The sequence below is a fragment of the Epilithonimonas sp. JDS genome, from assembly GCF_021261315.1.
Taxonomy (GTDB): Bacteria; Bacteroidota; Bacteroidia; order Flavobacteriales; family Weeksellaceae; genus Epilithonimonas.
Genome location: NZ_JAJSAX010000001.1, coordinates 812093 through 831342 on the forward strand (window position 1 = coordinate 812093; position 19250 = coordinate 831342).

General features: G+C 34.1%; 16 protein-coding genes. All 16 read right to left on the minus strand.

All coding sequences use genetic code 11. The features are described from left to right. Window positions 1–2 precede the first annotated feature (2 nt). Entirely contained in the window at window positions 3–1058 is a 1056-nt protein-coding gene (locus LUD75_RS03795) for a glycosyltransferase (protein WP_232704366.1), read from the minus strand. Next, a complete protein-coding gene (locus tag LUD75_RS03800; protein WP_232704367.1) occupies window positions 1058–2254 on the minus strand; it encodes a glycosyltransferase in 1197 nt (398 codons plus the stop codon). The genes LUD75_RS03795 and LUD75_RS03800 overlap by 1 nt, the downstream gene beginning before the upstream one ends. A 479-nt stretch (window positions 2255–2733) precedes the next feature. Next, entirely contained in the window at window positions 2734–3864 is a 1131-nt protein-coding gene (locus tag LUD75_RS03805) for a glycosyltransferase family 4 protein (RefSeq protein WP_232704368.1), read from the minus strand. Beyond that, a complete protein-coding gene (locus LUD75_RS03810; RefSeq protein WP_232704369.1) occupies window positions 3851–4924 on the minus strand; it encodes a glycosyltransferase in 1074 nt (357 codons plus the stop codon). Before LUD75_RS03810 ends, LUD75_RS03805 begins: the two co-directional genes overlap by 14 nt. After that, entirely contained in the window at window positions 4921–5862 is a 942-nt protein-coding gene (locus LUD75_RS03815; RefSeq protein ID WP_232704370.1) for a glycosyltransferase family A protein, read from the minus strand. The genes LUD75_RS03810 and LUD75_RS03815 overlap by 4 nt, the downstream gene beginning before the upstream one ends. 1 nt (window position 5863) lies before the next feature. Beyond that, a complete protein-coding gene (locus LUD75_RS03820) occupies window positions 5864–6517 on the minus strand; it encodes an acyltransferase (protein WP_232704371.1) in 654 nt (217 codons plus the stop codon). A 4-nt stretch (window positions 6518–6521) separates the two neighbouring features. Beyond that, entirely contained in the window at window positions 6522–7661 is a 1140-nt protein-coding gene (locus tag LUD75_RS03825; RefSeq protein ID WP_232704372.1) for a polysaccharide pyruvyl transferase family protein, read from the minus strand. A 1-nt stretch (window position 7662) separates the two neighbouring features. Continuing rightward, on the minus strand, window positions 7663–8805 hold the full coding sequence (locus tag LUD75_RS03830; protein WP_232704373.1) for a glycoside hydrolase family 88 protein: 1143 nt from the start codon (window positions 8803–8805) through the stop codon (window positions 7663–7665). A 21-nt stretch (window positions 8806–8826) separates the two neighbouring features. Continuing rightward, window positions 8827–9630, minus strand: coding sequence for a glycosyltransferase family 2 protein (locus LUD75_RS03835; RefSeq protein ID WP_232704374.1), 804 nt, complete (start codon window positions 9628–9630; stop codon window positions 8827–8829). A 1-nt stretch (window position 9631) separates the two neighbouring features. Next, a complete protein-coding gene (locus LUD75_RS03840) occupies window positions 9632–10495 on the minus strand; it encodes a glycosyltransferase family A protein (protein WP_232704375.1) in 864 nt (287 codons plus the stop codon). 24 nt (window positions 10496–10519) lie between these two features. After that, window positions 10520–11392 carry a glycosyltransferase family A protein gene (locus LUD75_RS03845; protein WP_232704376.1) on the minus strand — a complete coding sequence of 291 codons (873 nt, stop codon included), beginning with the start codon at window positions 11390–11392 and terminating at the stop codon, window positions 10520–10522. A gap of 71 nt (window positions 11393–11463) precedes the next feature. Next, complete coding sequence (locus LUD75_RS03850; protein WP_232704377.1) at window positions 11464–12579, minus strand: polysaccharide pyruvyl transferase family protein; 1116 nt, start codon at window positions 12577–12579, stop codon at window positions 11464–11466. Window positions 12580–12590: 11 nt separating this feature from the next. Next, window positions 12591–14405, minus strand: coding sequence for an ABC transporter ATP-binding protein (locus LUD75_RS03855; protein ID WP_232704378.1), 1815 nt, complete (start codon window positions 14403–14405; stop codon window positions 12591–12593). Further along, window positions 14402–15313: a hypothetical protein gene (locus tag LUD75_RS03860; protein ID WP_232704379.1), complete on the minus strand. Its 912-nt coding sequence runs from the start codon at window positions 15311–15313 to the stop codon at window positions 14402–14404. Before LUD75_RS03860 ends, LUD75_RS03855 begins: the two co-directional genes overlap by 4 nt. 6 nt (window positions 15314–15319) lie before the next feature. Next, complete coding sequence (locus LUD75_RS03865; protein WP_232704380.1) at window positions 15320–16771, minus strand: MBOAT family O-acyltransferase; 1452 nt, start codon at window positions 16769–16771, stop codon at window positions 15320–15322. A 181-nt stretch (window positions 16772–16952) separates the two neighbouring features. After that, the gene (locus LUD75_RS03870) at window positions 16953–19250 is read right to left on the minus strand and encodes a polysaccharide biosynthesis tyrosine autokinase (RefSeq protein ID WP_232704381.1); all 2298 of its coding nucleotides are present in this window, start codon (window positions 19248–19250) and stop codon (window positions 16953–16955) included.

Here is a 19250-nt window from a genome sequence, read left to right on the forward strand (position 1 = left end):
TATTATTTTGTTAATATGTCTTTCCAACGCTCCGCAGTCACCTGAATACAGAATGTGTTCTCAACCAGCTTTCTGGCGTTGTGTCCCATTTCGATTCTTTTCTGAGAGTTATTTTTTAAGAATAGAATTTCTTCCATCCATTCTTCATTACTTTTCGCAATAAATCCTGTTTCATTATCGATGCAAACTTCTTTATTCATCCCTACATCGGATGCCACTCCGGGAATCCCGCAGGCTGCATACTGAATCAATTTGTAGGCACATTTTCCTTTCTCCCATTCAGAATCCTGAAGCGGCATTATTCCGACATCCATTTTAAGGATTTCAGGAACTTCTGTATTTTCTGTCCACGGGATGTACTTTACATTGCTGCCAAGATCCATTTCCTCGGTAATCCCGACAATATTGAAATGAATATTTGGATCTTGTTTCTGTAATGCTTTGATCCAATCTTTGCAAGGCAAAAGGTGCTTTTCGAAAGTGGTTTTTGTTCCGATCCACCCTACTGTAAATTTTTCGGGATCCGAATTTTCTTTTACCGGATAGCGGTTCAAATCAATTACAGTTGGAATAATTTCTATGTTTCTCGCACCAGATTTAGAAGCATATTCTGCCAAATATTGATTGCCTGCCACAACAGTTCCGCTGTATTTCATCACTTTTGCAATCTTGCTACCCAATAATTTTTTAATTACAGGATTGGAGCTTTGATCATAATTATGAAAAATAGCATCGTCGTAATCTGCAATGTATTTGACATTTAAAATATTCAACAGCCATTCTGCAATAGCCGGAAGAAATGGGAAAATCTCTTTTTCTACAACGACTTTATCATATTTCGAAACTGTAAACAGAACAAAAAACCGTCTCAAGTATGATTTAACAACTGCTGCGATATTTTTTTTCCCGGCATAAAAGTCTTTGAGATAAGCTTCATCAAAAAAAGGTTTTACCGTCACTTTCATCCCTGCTTTTTCCAAATAAGGAAAATACTGGTAGCTCCGCATTCTACTGCTGCCGGCCATTCTTGTGTATTTGGTGAGATAAAGGATTTTCATTAATTGATTTTCTTGATGGCTTTGATGTAAGATTCTGCTGCTGCTTCCAGGGAAAAATAGTCTCTTGCTTTTTCCGAAATATGGTTTCTGTCGGCAAATATAGACTTTTCTAAAAAGTTTGTGATAAGTTCTTTCTGAGATTCCGAACTGACGGCGTGATCATAAAGATAACATTCTTCAAAATTTTCCAAAATATCATCCGTATCGCCAATTCCTTTGCTTGCAATCACCGGCAAACCGCACAGAAGATACTCGCCCAATTTAATTGGAGCGACGCCTTGCATACTAAAAGTTGGTTTTCTTAAAGCAAAAGCCAGATCTGCCGCATTGAGGTAGAATGGAACTTCATCTGACTTTACAGATTTCAAAATTATATTTGATTTTAATTCTGCCGGAATATTTTGTTCTGCAAATTCTGTATTACCAGTCAGAATAAGAAATTTGGATTTATTTTTTAATAAGTGCGTTTTAAAGATTTCCAGCATCTCCGGCAAACAATATTGCGGACCTAATGAACCTGCATAAACAAAAAGGAATTCGTCTTTCAATCCCAATTCTTTCCGGGCTTCAGTTCTAGAATCAGTGTTTAATTTAAAGAGATTTTTGTCTCTTCCATTCAAGACTACGGAAAATTTGTTTATGTTATCTTCGCCAATATTACTGATGTGAACATCAATTGCTTTTTCAGATCTTGTAATAACAGCATCTGCATTTTTCAGCATTTTGGTTTCAGCAGATTTCATCAGTTTGTATTGAAAAGAATCTGTTTTGAGACCTGCAAAATCTATTCGCTCTTCAATAGGTAAACCGTCTGCATCGAAGATGAGCTTGAAGTTTCTATCTTTAATTTGATTGATCATCATTGCCGGAAAAGTACTTCTTGGCATTACGATGTCAATATTATTTTCTTTGATGTATTTTTTGATTTTGCCGGATGATGTAAAAACTGTCAGCAAACTTCCTACAGAAACATTTGGTTTTCTGATGATTGGCAAAGCAGAATACTTAATTCCCATTTTTTCAGCTACATTTTTGGTGTGGCTTACCTTTATTTCATCTGCCCAGGTGAACTGCAACACGTGAAATTTCACATCGTCCAACTTTGTGATTTCTTGAAAAATAGGCATAAACAAACCTTCCATGTAAGAAGTCTGCGGGCCGTCCCAAGTGATGAAGAGGATGTTTGTTTGTTTCATATTACGTCTAGCATCATTAAACTGATATTTTCAGTTATATTATAATTACTAATATTACATTTTTTTTACCAAATTAATAAAAACTACAAATCTTGAGTTTGTATATCCACTGTTCGTCCACCGTTCGTCCATTGTTCGTCCACAATTTATATACTTTTTGATAATGTAATCCCTTTATAGTTGTAAATTTAATAATACAATATGTATAATCAACTATTCAATTTGCGTTACTAGCAATGACTAAAATGATGTTTCAATACACGTTGCATTGTTATGACAACTTTTACTTTCTACCACTGTAAATTTATTCTTTAACATTAGAAATCGAGATGCAAAATAAAAATAAAATCCAGGTCTTTTATTTTTACATAATTTTGTTAAACACGATTTAATAGTGATACGATTGAATACTGCTATTCGTCTTTTGAAACACATTACCTGGTGAAATCACAGATTCTCGGAACACCTTTGACTACCTATTAAACCTGAATATTTTTACTTGACAGTAATTCAATATAAAGATTTATAACATCCTTTACATATCTCTCTTCCGTGTAATTTTCTAGAGCTCTGTTGTATCCATTTTGTGCAAATTTATGACGTAATTCCGCCGATTCATACAACTTTTTAATAGCGTCGGCAATTTCTTGAGGTTGGTGAGGTTGTAGTAACACCCCAGTTTCGCCATCTACGACCACATTTTGAAGACCACCTACTTTAGTTGCAATGACTGGTAAATTGTGAAGCATTGCTTCTGCTGCAACTAATCCAAAGCCTTCTCTTTGTGAGGCGATACAAAACACATCCATCAATTTATAAAATGATGCCGAATCGTACTGATAACCGGTAAATATCACTTTTTCCTGAACTCCCAGATCAATTGCTTTTTGTTTAATCAATTCCATATCTTTTCCATCGCCTACAATTATCAGTTTAAGATTGTTCAGTTCTTTTAAAAGATGAATAGCTTCGATAATATCGGTTACTTTTTTATGATCATTGATTAACCTTCCAACCGTTCCAATCACAAAATCATTTTCATTAATAGAATATTGACTTTTCCAATTCTGAATTTCCGAGTCCGAAACTTCCCTTGGAATTTCTACACCATTATTAATTGTGATCACTTTCTTGGATGATATTTTCGCCGTTTTAATTAGGTAATCGGAAACATTAGGCGATATCGCAACAAACTTGTCCGCAACAAGAGAAAACATTCTCAAAAGCAGATTAGCCTTCGAACTTCTATTTTGAGGATCAGAAGTCTCTTCGAGAATAATAATCGGGACTTTTTTTATAAATCCGTTTATCGCAGCCATCGTCACACCTTCATAAACAGCTCCGTGAATGATGTGAGGTTTAAAATCATCAATAATCTTCTGAACCTTCTTATGTTTTTCCCAATGGAAAATACCTTTGAATGTTTTGATTTCGAAAATTTCTACGCCTTCTTTTTCCAACCCATCTACAACACCGCCCGCTTTATGTGTGGAAACGATTTTCAGTTCATATTTAGACTTGTCCAGATATTTCGCAAGAGAAAGTCTTCTTTTTTCCACACCACCAGAAGCCACTGTTGACATCGTGTATAAAACTCTAACTTTTCCCATCGTAAATTTCTAATAATTGACTGATATGACTTTTTAATGTATATTGACCGATAATACTTTGATAACCATTGACTCCTATTTTCATTAGTGTTTCAGGATCAAGATCGGTAATTTCTTTAAGTTTATTAAACAAAGCATCTTCATTGTCTGCAGGAACTAAAAATCCGTTTTCTCCATCATTAATCAAATCTTCAGCTGCTCCAACAGTTGTGCTGAGTGAAGGTGTTTTGCTGTACATTGCCTCCAACAAAGAATTTGAAAAACCTTCGGTAAAAGAATTCAGGATATAGAGATCCGTATTAATTAAATAAGGAAAAGGATCTTTTACAAACCCAACAAAATTAACATAATCTGCGATTTGTAATTGTTCTACTTTCTCCTTTAAAGAAGTTTCCAAAGTTCCTGAACCTAAAATGTTCAGTTTAATATTATTAATTCCAAGTTTTACAAATCTGCTGATGACATTGATGACGCCTTCAATGTTTTTGACTGGTTCGAGTCTGGAAACCATTAAAATATTAAAATAATTACTTTCGACTCTTTTCAACTTACTTAAATCATAATCAAAAGTTCCGAAATTTGGAACGACAGTTACGATGTCTGGCGATAAATTATAATTTCCTATCAAGAAATCCGCAACACTTTTGGATTCCACCAAAGTTCTATATGATTTTTTATATAAAAATCCGAATATTGATTTTGCTAACCTGGAATGATTCGGAATGCCGATTTCTTCGACAATTATTTTTGGAACCTTCGCCAGTTTTCCGGCAAAGAAACCGAAAAAAGAGGCTTCGGCTCCGGCTGCATGGATCACATCCGGTTTTAACTCTCTGAATAATCTGGCCAGTTTTAAGATGGTTGTAAACGAAGGAATCCTGTATGGAAGATTTAAACAAATAACCTTTTTGTCGTTTGCTTTGATTTTTTCTTCAGCAACACCTCCTTTGTTAATTGCAACAAAAACCCAATCATTGTCATCTTTCCAGGAAGAAATGTTTTCTTTTTTGCGTTCTATGCCTCCAAAATCGAGAAAAGTGGTCAGATGAATAATTTTCATTTGTATATATATCTAAAAAGAAATTTAAAATACAGTCTTTTATATTTGTGTTTTATTATTTTTTGAAAAAAATTATGCGTCGGCATTGCAAATAAATAGTCCGCTAGAGAAAATCTAATTTTAATTTGCTGCAAAATAGACTTTGCCTGAGAATTGGTTTTTTGGTCAAAATAATAAGGATAAATATTAAAATAAACATATTTGCTTACAAATTCCTGAAAATCTCTGTTTCCCGATTTTGATAACAATTCTTTATATAATGTTTGAATATTCCCGACTAAAGTTCTATCCAGGTCTGTGTAAATTGATGTGATCTGATGATGATCTTCATCTGAATAATAAACCAAAGAATTTTCAATATAAAATGCTTTTCCACCATTTTCTATGATTCTAAACCATACATCCAGGTCTTCGCCACTTTTCAGATTTGTATTAAAAGCATCATTATGATCAAAAAAATCTTTTTTCACAATCGTTGCCGATGTCAGAAAGAGTGTATTATTAATGGCTGTTTTAAAATAATTTTTAACCTCATAATATTTAATTTCTGATTCATTTTTCTGAATCAAAAGCTTGTCTCTTGTGTAGTGTGCGCCGATTATTCCTACATTCTGTTCTTTATCAATAACCGTCTTTGCACTTTCCAAATACCAGGGACTCCAATAATCATCCGCATCCAGGAAAGCAATATATCCGTACTGGCTGTTTAAGATTCCGGTATTTCTGGCAGAGGAAACGCCTCCGTTTTTTTGAGTGATAATCTTAACTCGGTCGCCAAATTTTTCCTGAACCAAATCCACGCCATCATCTTTGGAACCATCGTTTACCAGGATGATTTCAAAATTTTTATAATTCTGATCCAGAACAGAGCTGATACATCTTTCGATATATTCTTTCTTGTTGTAATAGGTTATAACTACAGAAAACATTGTGCTCATCTTATTTCCATTCAATATTTTCCCTGATTACTTTAGCCGAAACTCCTGCGGCCAAACAATGTTCCGGAATACTTTTAGTAACAACCGATCCGGCTGCTACAATAGCTCCGTCCCCAATCGATACACCTTTCAGAATAGTAACATTGGCTCCAATCCAGACGTGATTGCCAATCCTGATATCGCTTGATTGTATGTTTTGATTTCCGGTTGTAATTAATTCATGAGAATCATTGTCTCTGATGTAAACATTTTCTGCAATCGCAACACCGTGTCCAATTGATATTTTATGATGACATCGGATCTGACAGTTTTTATTGATATAGCCGCTACCCAGATTTAATTCAGAATTTTCCAAAAGCACGACATCACAACCACTGTGAATAAAAAAAGATTTATCAACATTGATTGTACTGTTCTTTCCCATTTCCAGAGATCCGGAAGTTCCGTCATTCGTTCTCAGATATCTGTTGACAGCCAGATGTCCGTCTTTAATATTAATTTTCGAAGTCTTATCAATATTAAAAGTAATTCTTCCAAAAAAAAGAATCCTAGATGAGTTCAGTCTGTTTCCTTTTACATACATATTTGGAAGCAGGCTTTTAGGTGCTTTATAAAATGCTTTTAAGGTGCTGACAAATGTTTTTAAGGAACTCATAAATTTACTTTTCGATATTATTAAAAAGATAAGCTAAAGAATCAGCTGTCAGTTCCTTTAATCTTGCATCAACCTTGGTATAATCAATTGGTAATGATAATTTTTCCGAAATTAAAGACTCATCATACGCATCAATTAACCGGTCTTCCAAATCTAATAAGGACAGCAGGGATTTGAAACGTGCTGCGCCTCTTTCGGAATTCACAATCGTTATAAACGGTTTGTTAAATATGATAGAAAAAATAGTTCCGTGGAAAGAATCTGTTACTATAAAATCGGCTTGATCGAAAGATTCAATCCACCCTTCTATCGGCGGATATGCAAAGTCATTCAAATTTTTGGATGAGGATGATTTTTGGTCTTCTTTTGGCTGATTTGTTCTAACTTCTTTGCCCAGTTTTTTCTGAACAAAATTTATAATATTGGTCTTAGATTCGGATTGATCCAGAACATACGTAAATATGGATGCCGAAGACTTGTCTGATTTTTTAGTAATCAATTTCAGATAATCTTCTTTTTCCAGCAATAATGTGGGATCCAGAACAAATTGCGCATCTGTATCCAAGTTATCCTTACAAAGTTCTACAGCACTTTTTTCCCTTACAGAAACGGCATCAAACAAGCTGATCAGATTTTTAACTTCCTTTGTCTGCTCTTCATTGTATTCCCAAGTATCAACGCCAAAAGACGCGGCGTAAGATAATTTCGTAGTTGTGGAATTATCCTTTAAAAATCCAAAAAAATAATCGTAAATATTGGGAGAATATCTTGGTCTCCACACCTGATCGCTTCCCACAATTACAACATCATAAGCATTATTTTTGAAGTGCTTTACCATTTTTTCGTCCAGATCTACAACCTCAGAAAGTGTTATATATTTTGATATAAAACTACGTGGATTTTTCGTAATATAATTAATGTCCGAACTTGTGAAGTTTCTCTTGCTACCAAGCTGCAGTTTATTAATAATCGTATTTTTTATGTTGCTCAAAAGTAATTTGGATTTCGAAACACCGTTGTAGCGTCTGTCTATTGTAACAACATCGTAGTTTTTATTTTTCAAAACTCTCTGAAGTGCAAAGTCTTGCAAAATCCCACCATAATTGGAGATCAATGGTTGTGTTAAAATCGCTATTTTCTTCATTCTACTTTAGTTTTGATAAGATTAATAAAAACATCCCTTGGGAAAATTCACTTTTTCCGAAAAAATCAGAATAATCGTTGATTCCGATTGTATCTCCCGATGTCTGCATCACATATCCATCCTGCAAATAAGGCTGGAAAGTGTTTATAAATTCTTCTTTGGTAATATTGATAATTCCCGAATCCAGGAAACAATTCAGAAGCATTACAGTTGCAGATATATCAACTTTATGGCTGCTCCCCGGAAACTGTGAATAGATGAATGTCTTGGTTTCCGGAACAGTTTGATAGATTTTTTCAAGCTTTGGCAGATAAGATCCGTCCACTGAGTTCACTGCGTTTATTCCAAGCAAATACCATCCGAAACCTCGGCCCCAATTGACAGATCCTGTTCTTATTTTATTCTTTAACTGAAAAGCATGAGAAGGCAAATGCGTGGATTGATCTAATCCGTATTGTTCAAAAAAGTCAATTTGTCTTTTTGCAAGGCTCAAAACTTCGTTATTTCCGGTTGTTTTGTAATAACTCACAAGGAAAGGAATTATCATCCCCAACACATCAACATATTGGTTATCAGAAGATTTATTATAAAGCAAAACACCTTTATCATTCAGATTCTTTATGATAAACTGGTAAATGTGATCCGAAAATTTCAAATATTTTTCATCTTCATATTTTTCATAAAGACTTAGCGATGTTAATCCAAATGGAACCTGATCTGGCTTATCCATTGTGAATTTCGGATTGCCTTGATCATCCAGTATTTTATCGAATATATTTTTAAATCTTGAAATATCAGATTTGTCTGTGTTCAAAAGATAAGAAGAGAGCCCGTGATATAAAAAAGCAACTGGAAAATGAAATTTCTTAAATTCATCTGATTTTGTCCCTTTGATGTAATGGTAAAATCTTTCGGAAACATATTGCTTTTTATTCCAGGTCGTTAGTTGCTTTTCTGTTTCAACAATTTCAAAAGAAGTTTTTAGAATCTCATTTTCAATCGTTTTAAAATCCTTATTTGCTGTTGCTGTACTTTTTTTTCTCTTTTCTTTCAGAATATTTTTCAGGAAAGGAAGAAAGTCAAAGTAAAAAAACAGAATATTGACTAATGCCGAGAAAAGTAGAATGATATAAATAATGATCATGAATTATATTTAATTTAAAGTTTATCCATTTCTTCTTTTCAACATCCAATAGGTGAAGACAGATATTTGTTTTAGAAGTTGGATCTGGACTGAGAACAATTGTGGTTTCACCAGTAAAACTTTTTTTAATAATAATAGCCTGGCATTTCTTTGATTTTTATAATAAAATGATGTCCTGATAGAACTCATCCTTTCGTTTCCTCTTCTGATTAATGTGAAGGTTTCTTTAAGATTATAAATTTCATTGCGTTTTAGTTTCAAAAAAGACAGCCCGTGCATCAGCCATTCCTGAGAATTCATCAATCCCTCCTGGAATGGAGGCTCTGGAAAGAATGATTTTCTCCATAGCGGATCTGCAGTCTGCCATCTGATCTGATTGGTCACGTGACCGAAAAAATAATCGCTGTGATCCATATTACGAGACCATAATTCTTTTAATTCTTTGGTGTCATTATCAAAATATCGTCCGTATGACAAGCAGACTTCGATCTCCGGATTTGCATTGAGTATAGCGTTTTGTTTTTCCAGACACTCTTCTGTAATAATATCGTCACTGTCCAGAAATTTGATATATTTTCCTTTAGAAATGGTGAAACCGAAATTACGACAGGAATTGGCTCCTTTATGCATCTTTGCAGGCCTTTTGTAAAAACAAAATCTAGAATCCGCTTTAATATATTTTTGGACTTCAGTTTCTGTATCATCAGTGCTGCCATCATCTACAACAATACACTCCCAGTCGTTGTAAGTTTGTTCTACTAACGACTTGAGCGTTTCCGCAATGTAATCCTGACGGTTGAAAGTTGGAACTATAATACTGATCATTTTATTTTCTTTCTGTTTTACCTGTTGCCATTATTTTAAAAGATTCAAAAAATAAGGATGGCAGCAAAGTGAAATGGACATATGCAATTTTGAAAAAATCCTTTACTTTACCCTTTGCCAGCAAATTCAAATTAAACTTTATTCTTCTGAAAATATATTCTACTGTAAACAATAGAAATTTTTTATTCTGCTTATTAAATTTCTCCGCATATTTGCCTCCCAGTACCCTTCTGTATTTTGTCACGATCTCACTTACTTTATTTCTGGCAGGATGATAAACAATTACATTTTCTCCGTAAACCAATGCCAATTTCGCTGAGATCTTCTGAGACAGTTTAGTGTCTCCACCCGATTTCAAATTGCTGTCAAAACAACCAAAATCGATGAGCGTCTTTCTATAACTGAACCAATTGGCAGTTACGCAATTCCCAAAACTCACATATTCTTTGATCCGGAAAGCAGTGTATTTATCGTAAGTTTCAGCGCTGTTCAGTTTATTTTCATCGAGATAAAATAATTTCACGTTTCCTCCGACAATTCCTGCATTTTCAGTCTTTTCTAATAGCTCGACGCCATTTTTCAGCCAGTCTTTATGTGGTATGCAGTCTGCATCGGTAAAAGCTAAAATTTCGCCTTTCGCAGCTTCTATCGCTGTATTTCTGGCAGCATAAGATCCTGGTTTTGTCTCGTGCAGAAATCTTACATTCTGATAATTTCTTATATTACCGGGAATTATGCTCGTTTCTTCATTATCTACAACCAATATTTCAAAACTCCCTTCAAAACTTTGATTTTGTAAAGACTGGAGACATTTGTCTATGATGTTCCAGGATTTATATGTAGGTATTATGACTGAAATCTGCATTGTTTCAAATTTTATAGACTTTAATTAGGACTTTACGAAATTTATATTTTTCTTCATTCTTTCTACAAAGCTCATTTCCAAGGGTAAAGAATTTAATAAATACAAGCTTTGAAGAGGAAAAGACTTTCTGATTTTTCTTAATTCCGCAATGATATAAGAATCAATTCTTTGACTTCTTACACTAGTCAATAGATTATTTTCCTGCAAATATTTTTTAATTTCTACTCTTAGTCTTACTCTGCTCAATATTATTTTTTTGTGTTTATGCTTGTCGGTATCTCTTGAAACAGATACTCCTATTTGATAAATATTGGTGTGGATTTCTCCTAAATATTTGATTTTGTTTTGATTTTTCATGATTCTGAACAACAGATCGTACTCCTGAGAAGAAGTCTTGCTATTGTCCCAGCCATTGATTTCCAGAAGAGAACTTCTTCTCCACAGGTTAGCGCTTGTAATGCCTAACATGGATAATATCAATGCAATCCACAAATCTTCGTGGTAGACTTCTTTTACAAATTCATGATTCTTCGGCCGGAATATCTTTGCAGGACTCACGATAAGCGAGATTTCATCATTTATTTGAGAAACCTGATATTCTATTTTTTCTGGCAATAACTCATCATCGGCGTCAAGAAACTGTATCCATTCGCCTTTAGCCTCATATAAACCTTTATTTCTGGCAGCAGGCGCTCCTTTGGTGACTTCTTTTAAAACTGTGATCCGGTCAGGAAATTTTTTCTGATACTCATAAAGCTTTTCCGACGTATTGTCCGTAGAATTATTATCAACTAAGATCAACTCCCAATTCTGATAGGTTTGATGAATCACAGAATCAATGGCTCTTTCAATAGTGTCTGTTGAATTGTAAGAAGGTATAATTACTGAAATTAGCATATTTTCTATCTTTTAGTCGTTGATAAATATTAAAGACGTAATTGAAAAGAATCGGATTTACCCTTTTCAATCTACTTTTCAAAAATTTTTTTGAAAATGTTTTCAATATTCTGGCTGTTTTTCTTTATCAAAGCTTCCAGTCTTTCGGATTCTGTTTCGTTACTCAAAATTATTTCGATCTTTTGAGTATTCTTCGAGCCGTCTCCAATTAGCAGTAGATAATCATCCAGATTATTATCTCTAAAAATATTAATGATTTTCTGATTGTGATCTTCCCTCACTAATGGAAACGCAGGAATTCCCTGAACAAGACCTAATAATACGACATGCAATCTGTTGCTGATTAAGAATTTAGCATTTTTATATAATTCAGAAGCGGCATCAAGACTCAGTTTTTCATCAATAAATTCGACAGGTAAATTAATTTCTTTCAGGGCTTTGTATATTTCTTCCGCATCTGCTTTGTCATACAATACCTGATAAACTACCTTTATTTTGTAGTTTCCTTTCAAAGAAGAAAGAACTGCTTTAAGTTCCGATATGATGGGAATCAGATTCTTTAAAACCTGATTTTTCCCAAAACCTGCAGAACGAAAACTTATCACGATATAATTTTCTCCTTCAGCTTTTTCTTTGTTAAAAGTATATCTCCAAGCCAGATCCGGCATCAATTGAGGACGGTGGAAGAATGATTTTTTCGCCAATTCAAAAGACTTGGAATCTCTTACACCATAATATGAAAATACTCTTGTATAAAAGGCTTCTGCAATTTTATTGTAAATATCAAAAGGTCCGATGGAAAAACCAAAGCGTAGGATTTCCAACCCTTTTCTTCTCAGTTTGAAATAATCTAATGTTCTCAAAAAACCGTGATCTGAGTATATTGACTTTCTCCAGCCTTTGCGGGATGTATGTCCGGGATGAATGACGAAATAATGTTTAATATTTTTATTATCATCCATTGACTGTTTTATCCCTTCGAAAAAACTGCCTTTGGAATAATGTGAGAATCTCTCTTTTTCCGCAACACCTAATTCTTCAAAAAACCAATCAGGAGAGCCTTTGTCGTCTATTACCACATCGCCGTACAAACGCAATTCTTCTATAAGAATTTTATTAATAAGAACATCGCCGGTATTGTTGTACTGAACCGCTGGAAGTAGATATATTTTATTTTTGGCTGACATAATTTAAGTTTTTAATTGGCGTAATTTAAGTTTTGAAGCATTACCATTCTTCTAAATTTGTCTGACTTCTGCTGTAATTCTTCAAAGTTGCCACTTGCGACAATTTCTCCTTTTTCCATTAGGAATATCTCATCTGCATTTTTGATAGTTGAAAGGCGGTGCGCAATGATTACCATTGTACATTTCCCCTGAATATCATCTATGCTGGACTGTATAAATCTTTCTGTTTCGGAATCCAGTGCTGCGGTTGCCTCATCAAAAATGATAATATCCAATTCTTTGTAAAGCTCACGCGCAATGGAAATCCTTTGCTTTTGCCCGCCGGAAATTAATATTCCGTTATCTCCCAATTCTGTATTTTCCTTTTCCGGTAGATTCTGTACGAAATCCCAAAGAGAAACTTGCCTAAGAACGCTTTCAAATTTTTGAATATTCTCCGGGGTTCTTTCTTGCCAGAAAGTAATATTATTGTAGATATTATCATTGAAAACCACCGCTTCTTGTGTGATGTACCCAACTTTGCCACGGTAAGTGTCTAAGTTTAAATCATAAAGATTCTTGGAATCCAATTCGATTTTACCTTCAGACGGAGGGATAAGTCCTACAATGATATTGGCTAAAGTAGATTTCCCGGAACCGCTTTCTCCAACTAATGCTATTGTAGAATTTTTTTTGATCTTAAGGTTCACATCTTTAAGAACCACAACATCTTCTCTGTACCAGAAATTCAAATTGGTTAAAGATATATTATCGGTAAATCCTTCGTAGTTCCCTTGTCCATTAGTTGAATCCTCTGAATGACTTTGCAACAATTCATTAAAGTTATCAATAGACTCTAAAGATCCAACGTTTTGCATAAACGTCTGCCAACCAGTTTGGAGAGTCATAAAGCCCATCATGGCTCTATAAAACAATAATAAACTAAGAATAATTGTTCCTAATGTAGATCCCAAATAATTGACCTGTATCAAAATAACAATACACACAACAGTAATCACAATAGGTTCTCTCAAACTAAGCGTTATTGCCTGATATTTTCCAATAATTCTGTTTTGCGTTTCTATTTCTCCAATTATCTTCTTAATCCTATCGGTAAAAATGGAAAAATGAGCCGTAGATTTCAAATATTTGAAAGAGTGAGTTGCCTGTATAATATAACCACTAAAAAGATTACCTCTCTTGGAAATCCAAATAGATGTTTTCTTTACTATAGTGTTGAATTTGCTAAAAACAAAATTGGTAAGCAATACTCCTAAAATAAGTAGAAATGCAAATTGCCAGTTGGCTAAAAATGCAAGGAAAACGTAGGTTATTAATAACACTAATGCCTTCGAAGTATTCAGAAACTGAATCATTGCGCCCAGATTTTTACCAACTTCTGCAGTGATTGTATTCTGGATGATCCCGCTATCAATTTTTATAAAACCTTTGTAGCTAAGATTTCTAAGGAGATTAATTTGTTTCATTCTCAGCGACACCATATAGTTCTGGCGCAAATCTACCTGTTCTAACTGAATAATATAATTCAGAAATCCTTTGATAAAAAAGATGAGAACCATAAAAATTAGAATAGAAACAAGGGTAAGAGGAATGTCTGCTGATTGTAAAAACTCCAAGACGAAATTTAATCCGCCCAAATCTTCATTGCCCCCAGGTTTCTTATCTCCCGCAACAAATTGCAATAGGGGAATAAACATTGCGATTCCTAAACCATCAAAAAAACCTAATATAATGGATAGAAAAATGTTGACCAACAACTTGTTACCCATTGCATCATAGAAAAAACGAAAATATCCTATTATCGTGTGCTGTAGTTTTTTGCTCATTTTTTCTTTATTTTTTCGATTACCCATTTATTATAAACATCCACTCCTTTTTGATTAATATGACTGTCATCAAAAAAGTAATCATTTGATAAAAACCCAACATCATTGTAATTATAATAAGGAGCGATCGACTGCATAATGCTGTCTATCTCTTTATTGTTCGTATAGCTTTTGTAGCGTGCTTCGGGAAGTGGCGATTGGAAGAGATAAACCTGAATTCCTCTCTTTTCTGCATCTGCTACTATATCTTTGAGAGCATCAATATTCTTCTCTTGTATTTTCAACACAGTTGGTTCGTATTTTTTTGATTCTGTGTTGACCTTAAAGCTGGAGATATATCCGCCTGGAATATATTCTTCGTTCTTCAGTTTTTTATTTTTTACAGCTTTTGGATTCCCGAAAACCTGAAAATAGATTATAGAATTGAATATGTTTACATCGAAGTCTTTAAATGAATTTTTGGCAAAAGAAATCTTACTGTAAAAAAGCGGCAATACATTCAACTCTCCCTCTTCTCCATCTTTTGTTAATAAAAATGGATATATATCTATAATTAATATTTTGGGTTTCAGTTTGTTCACATAATTATTGTAAATAAAATTGGTGAGAGTCAGCGTTTGCGCACTACTTCCTAAATTGTAGGCACCAAAACCATCTTTATTGAACAAGCGTGTATCATATCCACGGTATGCGTGAGAAGATCCTATGACCATAACATCTACAGGCTTAGCAATATCAGCATCTTTATATCTTTTATCTGACAGGTCACTTGCAGAGATTTTATTTTCAGTCAATACTTTCCGCTTCAAAAATTTAGGAAAGGTTTTTCCTGCTACCAAAACTCCAATAAAATAAAATAGAATTGTAAATATTGAAAAGAACAGTATGGAAGTTATAAATTTTTTCATAATATTCTAAAATTGAAAATAGATAAACTCAGCACTCTCCGAAGGCATATACATTGCGATCAGGAAGATGATAAGTGCATAAAAACCCCAACGCAGAACTCTCACATTGCCTAAACCTAATTTCTCAATGGCATAGTTGTTTCTTCTTCCCATCCACTCTATTACAATGAAAAATACAAGAAGCATAATGGTGACAATCACTTTTTTATCTGATAATAATGCCGGTAATGATAATAAACTTTTGGAGAAAATACCGGAAATGTAATCGATAGCATGGCCTACAGATTCTGCGCGGAAAAAGATCCAGGCGAAGCAAGCCAATGCAAAAGTAATGATCATTTGAAATAACTCTCTCAAGCTAGGCAGAGCAGAGTCATTAGCCACAATTTCTATATTGTTACGATTTGTTCGCATCAGCATTGATGGTACAATAAAAAGTGCATTAAGTGCACCCCAGACAATAAATGTCCAGTTGGAACCGTGCCAAAAACCACTCACTATAAATATAATAAACGTGTTTCTGATGCGCATCCAGTTACCACCTTTGCTGCCTCCTAATGGAATATACAGATAATCCTTAAACCAAGACGATAATGAGATATGCCATCTTCTCCAAAACTCAGCAATGTCTCTTGAGAAGTACGGAAAGCTGAAATTCTTCAGTAGTTCTATTCCTAATAATCTAGCACTTCCCAAAGCAATATCAGAATAACCGGAGAAATCTCCATAAATCTGAAATGCAAAAAAAACCGCACCCAAAACAAGATTACTACCTGACTGGTTTGCAGAATCATTAAAAATCTGATTAGCAAAAACGGCGCAGTTATCTGCAATTACCATCTTTTTAAACAATCCCCAGAGGATCTGCCGAAGACCATCTGCTGCTCTTGAATAATCAAAGACTCTTGGTTTTTCTATCTGAGGTAAAAGATGCGTTGCTCTTTCTATAGGTCCTGCCACCAATAATGGGAAGAAACTTACAAATAAAGTGTAATCTACAATATTGAAAGTTGGCTTTATTCTTTTATTATAAATATCAAATACATAAGATAATCCGTGGAAGGTGTAAAAAGAGATACCTACCGGCAAAATAATACTCAGTGTAAAATAATGTGGTTTGAAACCAAAATTGGTAAGCATCTCCGCAAAATTCTCTATGAAAAAATTGTAGTATTTAAAAAAACCTAAGAAGCTTAAATTGATTCCGACACTCAGTATCAACCAAAACTTTTGAAGACTTTTTGTCTTAGCTTTATAGATCATTATGCCTGAATAGTAATCCAAAGCTGTAGAAAATGCTAATAAAAATACAAATCGCCAATCCCAACAGCTGTAAAAATAATAACTAGCTGCGAGGAGAAAAATATTTTGATATTTTAGTTTTTTATTGAGTACAAACCAATAAATCACGAATACAAAAGGTAAAAAGAGAGCGTATGCAAAAGAATTAAAAAACATGTATTATATATTGTAAATTTTTAAAACCTAATCACAAGAATTATATTCAAATATTCTGTAAAACTCTTCGACACCAAGATATATCAATCCTGCTACCTATATTTTTACTTTCTTAAAATCACTACGTGATTTATTCTATAATAAATGCATATTAAATCTCCAAGCTATTTTTTCAATTATATTATTTTTTTCCTTTATGTGTGTAGTAGCCATATCCATATTTACTACCGTAACGGCTGTCTTCTGGCTTTACATTATTAAGCACGAAAGAAATATTATTAACGCTGTGAGATTGTTGGAATTCATCTGCAAAATCTAGCATCGGAATATCTGTATAATTTGATTTGATAATGTACAGAACAATATCCGATTTTTCCATTAGATGCAGTGTATCACTTACAAGCATTACTGGTGCAGAATCTAAAATAATGTATTGATATTCATTTCTAAGCGTTTCCATCATCCATCCAAATTTTTTCATATCCAGTAAATCGTTAGGATTTGGGGCAATTGCACCACTAAACAGTACATCAAGATTCTGGTGAAGTCCCGAAGGTACAATATATTGATCTGGATATTCGTCTTCTGAAATGAGATAATCTGTCAGCCCTTTCTTAGAATCTTTTATAAAGCGATGAAGTTGCGGATTTCTGATATCTGCGCCTATAAGCAATACTTTTGAAGATCCTGCAAGTGTAAGTGCTGTATTAACTGAGATTGTAGATTTACCCTCTCCTTTAATAGAAGAAGTTACTAGAATCACTCCTCCTTTGCTGCCATTTTCCTTAGTTCTTAAAATAAATTTGAGATTGGAACTTAGTATTCTAAATGATTCTGCAAAGACTGTAAAATCATTATTCTGTAAGAGTCCAAGGTCATTATCTTTGATTGGAATCTCGGCAATAACTGATGCATTAGGAATATGTGAAATTACTTGATCCTTGGTATGTACCTTGTTATCTGCTGCATTTTTTGCAAATATGACCACAATAGGCAGCAGTAGCCCTGCTAGTAATGCACCTAATACGATCTGCTCCCTTTCAGGTTTCACAACACCAATTGTGTAAGCAGGATTCAGAACCTTTGCTATTGGAGCTGTTACCGCTAAGGTGATTGCATTCTCTTCCCTTTTCTGCAAAAGATACAAATATAACTGTTCTTTGAGGTTTTGCTGACGCTCTATGCCTCTGAAAATCTTTTCCTGTGTTGGGTAATTATAAATTTTTGTACGATCTGAATTGAGTTGTGCTTGTAACTGAGCGATCTGAAGTTGTAAAGTAGCTTTTGACTCCATTAGATTCTGACGGATCAAATTCCTCATTTCATTAATATCTCTATTTAAAATGATGATGGATGGATTTTGACTGGTTGCTTGTTTCAGAGTTTTACTCTTTGTAAGCAGCATATCATTATATTTAGCCAGATAACCTTCAGTAACACCAGACAATCCCATATTTGAAGGCAGCAGTCTTTCAACAGAACTTGCATCATAAATTGATTTTATAAGCTCTAGTTGTGTACTGTACGCTACGATCTGTTTTGTCCCAGAATTGGTATTATTAACAGCTATATTAGCTTGAGTATCAAGATCTGTAATTTCATTTTTTCGTTTGAAGGATTCCTTTTCACCTTCAATACCTGACAAATCTTCAGAGATAATCTCTAATCTTCCATTGATGAAATCTTGTGTATTCTGCGCTTCTGCATTACGATCTTTAACACCGTCCTCTTTGTATTGCTCAGTGATACTATTTAAAATACTTTCAGATTTCCCTGGAACAGGCCCTATTAAGCTTAATTCCATCATTAACCCCTTGTTGGGCGGCAATGTTACGGTAACAGATTTCTCAAGCGATGAGACAATACTGGGTGTACTCCTAAATATTACTTTAACTGGTTCGAAAGATTTTTTGCCTGGTTTAAGAGATAGGACAACTGTACCAAGTGGCAATTTTACAATTTCTCCAAAATTAAATGTATTTTTTCCTTTAATCAATGGTCCTTCTGAAAGTTTATAGGTATTTTTTCCCGATGGTGCTACAACATATGAAGCTGATGAAAAATTAGGATCTGATATATTTATAATATTCCCAAGTAAAGGAGAAGATGTATAAAGTTCATTTTCTTTTATAGCGCCTACACCAAAAAAACTTACATTTAGATTAAGCTGTCCTACAACTTTTGCAAGTGTTGGTTTTGAGAGAATAGCAGTAGCCTCGCCTTGGAGCTCACTATCCCCTCCCAACCCGTTGCCTAAGGTTGTTAGGTCAGTGAGGGCTACCCCTCCTTTTGTTTTGCTGTGTGGAAACTGTAATGTAGTCCGAGAAAGGTATTGTGGTGTTGTATATCGAAGATAAATCTTTGCTCCTAAATAAAACAACAACATACTTAGAAGAATCCAATACCAATATCTTAAATATTTGAAAATCTCTTTCTTGATATTTAGTTTCTTCTTTTTAACAGCCGGCTGGCTATCCAT

Bases quoted from the DNA above. Each gene is read 5' to 3' on its own strand.
- LUD75_RS03800 (WP_232704367.1), bottom strand. From the start codon at position 2,254: ATGAAACAAACAAACATCCTCTTCATCACTTGGGACGGCCCGCAGACT.
- LUD75_RS03810 (WP_232704369.1), bottom strand. From the start codon at position 4,924: ATGAAAATTATTCATCTGACCACTTTTCTCGATTTTGGAGGCATAGAA.
- LUD75_RS03805 (WP_232704368.1), bottom strand. From the start codon at position 3,864: ATGGGAAAAGTTAGAGTTTTATACACGATGTCAACAGTGGCTTCTGGT.
- LUD75_RS03815 (WP_232704370.1), bottom strand. From the start codon at position 5,862: ATGAGCACAATGTTTTCTGTAGTTATAACCTATTACAACAAGAAAGAA.
- LUD75_RS03835 (WP_232704374.1), bottom strand. From the start codon at position 9,630: ATGATCAGTATTATAGTTCCAACTTTCAACCGTCAGGATTACATTGCG.
- LUD75_RS03830 (WP_232704373.1), bottom strand. From the start codon at position 8,805: ATGATCATTATTTATATCATTCTACTTTTCTCGGCATTAGTCAATATT.
- LUD75_RS03825 (WP_232704372.1), bottom strand. From the start codon at position 7,661: ATGAAGAAAATAGCGATTTTAACACAACCATTGATCTCCAATTATGGT.
- LUD75_RS03855 (WP_232704378.1), bottom strand. From the start codon at position 14,405: ATGAGCAAAAAACTACAGCACACGATAATAGGATATTTTCGTTTTTTC.
- LUD75_RS03870 (WP_232704381.1), bottom strand. From the start codon at position 19,250: ATGGATAGCCAGCCGGCTGTTAAAAAGAAGAAACTAAATATCAAGAAA.
- LUD75_RS03850 (WP_232704377.1), bottom strand. From the start codon at position 12,579: ATGTCAGCCAAAAATAAAATATATCTACTTCCAGCGGTTCAGTACAAC.
- LUD75_RS03845 (WP_232704376.1), bottom strand. From the start codon at position 11,392: ATGCTAATTTCAGTAATTATACCTTCTTACAATTCAACAGACACTATT.
- LUD75_RS03860 (WP_232704379.1), bottom strand. From the start codon at position 15,313: ATGAAAAAATTTATAACTTCCATACTGTTCTTTTCAATATTTACAATT.
- LUD75_RS03840 (WP_232704375.1), bottom strand. From the start codon at position 10,495: ATGCAGATTTCAGTCATAATACCTACATATAAATCCTGGAACATCATA.
- LUD75_RS03865 (WP_232704380.1), bottom strand. From the start codon at position 16,771: ATGTTTTTTAATTCTTTTGCATACGCTCTCTTTTTACCTTTTGTATTC.
- LUD75_RS03820 (WP_232704371.1), bottom strand. From the start codon at position 6,517: ATGAGTTCCTTAAAAACATTTGTCAGCACCTTAAAAGCATTTTATAAA.
- LUD75_RS03795 (WP_232704366.1), bottom strand. From the start codon at position 1,058: ATGAAAATCCTTTATCTCACCAAATACACAAGAATGGCCGGCAGCAGT.